3 rRNA genes are annotated in these 5,360 nt (G+C 57.4%); all 3 read right to left on the reverse strand.

Annotated features, from left to right (window positions below):
• Window positions 1-7: 7 nt before the first annotated feature.
• The 3 genes from rrf to V6V89_RS41015 all read right to left on the reverse strand — a co-directional run bounded on the left by rrf (window position 8) and on the right by V6V89_RS41015 (window position 5,210).
• A 5S ribosomal RNA gene (rrf, locus tag V6V89_RS41005) occupies window positions 8-124 on the reverse strand.
• An 83-nt stretch (window positions 125-207) separates the two neighbouring features.
• Window positions 208-3,327, reverse strand: a 23S ribosomal RNA gene (locus V6V89_RS41010).
• Window positions 3,328-3,693: 366 nt separating this feature from the next.
• Window positions 3,694-5,210, reverse strand: a 16S ribosomal RNA gene (locus V6V89_RS41015).
• The 16S, 23S and 5S rRNA genes sit together here, the layout of an rRNA operon.
• Window positions 5,211-5,360: the final 150 nt, after the last annotated feature.

The following is a 5,360-nucleotide window of genomic DNA, read 5'->3' on the forward strand; positions in this document are numbered from 1 at the left end:
GAAAGATGTCCGGCGGTGTCCTACTCTCCCACACCCTCCCGAGTGCAGTACCATCGGCGCTGGAAGGCTTAGCTTCCGGGTTCGGAATGTTACCGGGCGTTTCCCTTCCGCCATGACCGCCGTAACTCTGTAAACCACACAACCCCTGGCCCTGACGGGCGGTTGGTTGTTGGTTCAGATTCGCATAGTGGACGCGTAGCAGCTTTGTAGGTCAAGTCCTCGGCCTATTAGTACCAGTCAACTCACACCCGTTACCGGGCTTCCATTTCTGGCCTATCAACCCAGTCATCTAGCTGGGGGCCTTAACCCCTCACGGGGTGGGATACCTCATCTTGAAGCAGGCTTCCCGCTTAGATGCTTTCAGCGGTTATCCCTCCCGAACGTAGCCAACCAGCCGTGCCCCTGGCGGGACAACTGGCACACCAGAGGTTCGTCCGTCCCGGTCCTCTCGTACTAGGGACAGCCCTTCTCAAGTATCCTACGCGCGCGGCGGATAGGGACCGAACTGTCTCACGACGTTCTAAACCCAGCTCGCGTACCGCTTTAATGGGCGAACAGCCCAACCCTTGGGACCTGCTACAGCCCCAGGATGCGACGAGCCGACATCGAGGTGCCAAACCATCCCGTCGATATGGACTCTTGGGGAAGATCAGCCTGTTATCCCCGGGGTACCTTTTATCCGTTGAGCGACACCGCTTCCACACGCAAGTGCCGGATCACTAGTCCCGACTTTCGTCCCTGCTCGACCCGTCAGTCTCACAGTCAAGCTCCCTTGTGCACTTACACTCAACACCTGATTGCCAACCAGGCTGAGGGAACCTTTGGGCGCCTCCGTTACCCTTTAGGAGGCAACCGCCCCAGTTAAACTACCCACCAGACACTGTCCCCAACCCCGATCAGGGGCCCGGGTTAGATACCCAAATCCAACAGAGTGGTATTTCAACAGTGACTCCACCGACACTGGCGTGCCAGCTTCACAGTCTCCCACCTATCCTACACAATCGAACTCGGATACCAATGTCAAGCTATAGTAAAGGTCCCGGGGTCTTTCCGTCCTGCCGCGCGTAACGAGCATCTTTACTCGTAATGCAATTTCGCCGGGCCTGTGGTTGAGACAGTGGGGAAGTCGTTACGCCATTCGTGCAGGTCGGAACTTACCCGACAAGGAATTTCGCTACCTTAGGATGGTTATAGTTACCACCGCCGTTTACTGGCGCTTAAGTTCTCAGCTTCGCCCCTTACGGAACTAACCGGTCCCCTTAACGTTCCAGCACCGGGCAGGCGTCAGTCCATATACAGCGTCTTACGACTTCGCATGGACCTGTGTTTTTAGTAAACAGTCGCTTCCCCCTGCTCTCTGCGGCCATACCACGCTCCACCCGCAAAGGGGCTTCACGCGTCCGGCCCCCCTTCTCCCTAAGTTACGGGGGCAATTTGCCGAGTTCCTTAACCACAGTTCGCCCGATCGCCTCGGTATTCTCTACCTGACCACCTGTGTCGGTTTGGGGTACGGGCCGCTAAGAACTCGCTAGAGGCTTTTCTCGGCAGCATAGGATCACTGACTTCACCTGAATCGGCTCGGCATCACGTCTCAGCCACATGGTGTGCGGATTTGCCTACACACCGGCCTACACGCTTACCCCGGCACAACCACCGGCCGGGCTCAGCTACCTTCCTGCGTCACCCCATCGCTTGACTACTACCACCCAGGTTCCTGCGCACTTTCCGGTTCACCCGAAGGATCCCCATGAGCGGACAGTTAGCACAAATAGGTTCGTCATGGGCGTTCTTTCGCGGGTACGGGAATATCAACCCGTTGTCCATCGACTACGCCTCTCGGCCTCGCCTTAGGTCCCGACTCACCCAGGGCGGATTAACCTGGCCCTGGAACCCTTGGTCATCCGGCGGAAGGGTTTCTCACCCTTCTTTCGCTACTCATGCCTGCATTCTCACTCGTGTGGCGTCCACGGCTACCTCACAGTGCCGCTTCACCCCCCACACGACGCTCCCCTACCCATCCACACACCTGGATGAAGTTCCGAAGAACAACACCGAGTACATGCGTGAATGCCACAGCTTCGGCGGTGTACTTGAGCCCCGCTACATTGTCGGCGCGGAACCACTTGACCAGTGAGCTATTACGCACTCTTTAAAGGGTGGCTGCTTCTAAGCCAACCTCCTGGTTGTCTAAGCGACCCCACATCCTTTTCCACTTAGCACACGCTTAGGGGCCTTAGCTGGTGATCTGGGCTGTTTCCCTCTCGACTACGAAGCTTATCCCCCGCAGTCTCACTGCCGCGCTCTCACTTACCGGCATTCGGAGTTTGGCTGATTTCGGTAAGCTTGTAGGCCCCCTAGACCATCCAGTGCTCTACCTCCGGCAAGAAACACGCGACGCTGCACCTAAATGCATTTCGGGGAGAACCAGCTATCACGGAGTTTGATTGGCCTTTCACCCCTAACCACAGGTCATCCCCCAACTTTTCAACGTTGGTGGGTTCGGCCCTCCACGCGGTCTTACCCGCGCTTCAGCCTGCCCATGGCTAGATCACTCCGCTTCGGGTCTAGAGCACGCGACTAAACGCCCTATTCAGACTCGCTTTCGCTACGGCTACCCCACACAGGTTAACCTCGCCACATGCCACTAACTCGCAGGCTCATTCTTCAAAAGGCACGCCGTCACCTCCACCACAAGGGTGTCAGCTCCGACGGATTGTAGGCGAACGGTTTCAGGTACTATTTCACTCCCCTCCCGGGGTACTTTTCACCATTCCCTCACGGTACTTGTCCGCTATCGGTCACCAGGGAGTATTCAGGCTTACCAGGTGGTCCTGGCAGATTCACGGCAGATTTCAGGAGTCCGCCGCTACTCGGGAACACCCACAGAAGGTCAACTGTTTTCGCCTACCGGACTATCACCGTCTACGGTCAGCCTTTCCAGACTGTTCAACTAACAGCAAACTTTGTAACTTCTCTACCGCGTGTCAGCACGGTAAGCAGGGTCCCACAACCCCGACCACGCAACCCCTGACAGGTATCACACGCAACCGGTTTAGCCTACATCCGCTTTCGCTCGCCACTACTCACGGAATCACTCTTGTTTTCTCTTCCTACGGGTACTGAGATGTTTCACTTCCCCGCGTTCCCTCCATACACCCTATGCATTCAGGTGCAGGTGACACCACATAACTGGTGCCGGGTTACCCCATTCGGACACCCTGGGATCACAGCTTGGTTGACAGCTCCCCCAGGCCTATCGCGGCCTCCCACGTCCTTCATCGGCTCCTGGTGCCAAGGCATCCACCGTTCGCCCTTGACAACTTGACCACAAAGATGCTCGCGTCCACTATGCAAATCTCAAACAACAACCAACCCACAAACCCCACACCACCACACCAGCCCCAACACCCCAAGAAACCCTGGAACATCAGACGGTATGTGACAGCAGGCTGCGCCTGGCACCAAGAAAACCAAACCACACATGGTTTGTTCTCTCAGGACTCAACAGGATGCTTAACACTCAACCAGCACCACCCCACCAAACCCGTTCCATACCCCAAAGGGTCGTACTAGAGCTGATAGCAGCCGTACTGCCAAGCTTGCCAGTGTCTCCGCCATTTGAGCACCCCGGTCCGACATTCGCGGACCCTAGGGTTCCCTGACCCAACTCGCGTCGGGTGGGTTGCTCCTTAGAAAGGAGGTGATCCAGCCGCACCTTCCGGTACGGCTACCTTGTTACGACTTCGTCCCAATCGCCAGCCCCACCTTCGACGGCTCCCCCCCAAAAGGGTTAGGCCACCGGCTTCGGGTGTTGCCGACTTTCGTGACGTGACGGGCGGTGTGTACAAGGCCCGGGAACGTATTCACCGCAGCGTTGCTGATCTGCGATTACTAGCGACTCCGACTTCACGGGGTCGAGTTGCAGACCCCGATCCGAACTGAGACCGGCTTTTTGGGATTCGCTCCACCTTACGGTATCGCAGCCCATTGTACCGGCCATTGTAGCATGCGTGAAGCCCTGGACATAAGGGGCATGATGACTTGACGTCATCCCCACCTTCCTCCGAGTTGACCCCGGCAGTCTTCGATGAGTCCCCGCCATAACGCGCTGGCAACATCGAACGAGGGTTGCGCTCGTTGCGGGACTTAACCCAACATCTCACGACACGAGCTGACGACAGCCATGCACCACCTGTCACCGGCCCCGAAGGACCCCGCATCTCTGCGAGATTTCCGGCGATGTCAAACCCAGGTAAGGTTCTTCGCGTTGCATCGAATTAATCCGCATGCTCCGCCGCTTGTGCGGGCCCCCGTCAATTCCTTTGAGTTTTAGCCTTGCGGCCGTACTCCCCAGGCGGGGCGCTTAATGCGTTAGCTGCGGCACAGAGGACCGGAGAGGCCCCCCACACCTAGCGCCCAACGTTTACAGCGTGGACTACCAGGGTATCTAATCCTGTTCGCTCCCCACGCTTTCGCTCCTCAGCGTCAGTATCGGCCCAGAGACCCGCCTTCGCCACCGGTGTTCCTCCTGATATCTGCGCATTTCACCGCTACACCAGGAATTCCAGTCTCCCCTACCGAACTCTAGCCTGCCCGTATCGACTGCAGACCCACAGTTAAGCCATGGGATTTCACAGTCGACGCGACAAGCCGCCTACGAGCTCTTTACGCCCAATAAATCCGGACAACGCTCGCGCCCTACGTCTTACCGCGGCTGCTGGCACGTAGTTGGCCGGCGCTTCTTCTGCAGGTACCGTCACTCTCGCTTCGTCCCTGCTGAAAGAGGTTTACAACCCGAAGGCCGTCATCCCTCACGCGGCGTCGCTGCATCAGGCTTCCGCCCATTGTGCAATATTCCCCACTGCTGCCTCCCGTAGGAGTCTGGGCCGTGTCTCAGTCCCAGTGTGGCCGGTCGCCCTCTCAGGCCGGCTACCCGTCGTCGCCTTGGTAGGCCATCACCCCACCAACAAGCTGATAGGCCGCGAGCCCATCCCAAGCCGAAAAACTTTCCACCACCAACCATGCGATCAGCAGTGAATATCCGGTATTAGCCCCCGTTTCCGAGGGTTATCCCAAAGCCTAGGGCAGGTTACTCACGTGTTACTCACCCGTTCGCCGCTCGAGTACCCCGAAGGGCCTTTCCGCTCGACTTGCATGTGTTAAGCACGCCGCCAGCGTTCGTCCTGAGCCAGGATCAAACTCTCCAACAAAAATCTTGAAAAGCAATCCCCCAGCAATCAAATTGCCAAAGGTTCACACAAACATTGGCACTGGCTTTCAAAGCACCCTGTTGAGTTCTCAAAGAACAAACACACACCAAACCACCGACCCCCCAAACCAGGAGGCCCGCCCTTGGGGCA

Origin of the sequence: Micromonospora sp. CPCC 206061, from assembly GCF_036906915.1 — a bacterium.
Classification (GTDB): Bacteria; Actinomycetota; Actinomycetes; order Mycobacteriales; family Micromonosporaceae; genus Phytohabitans.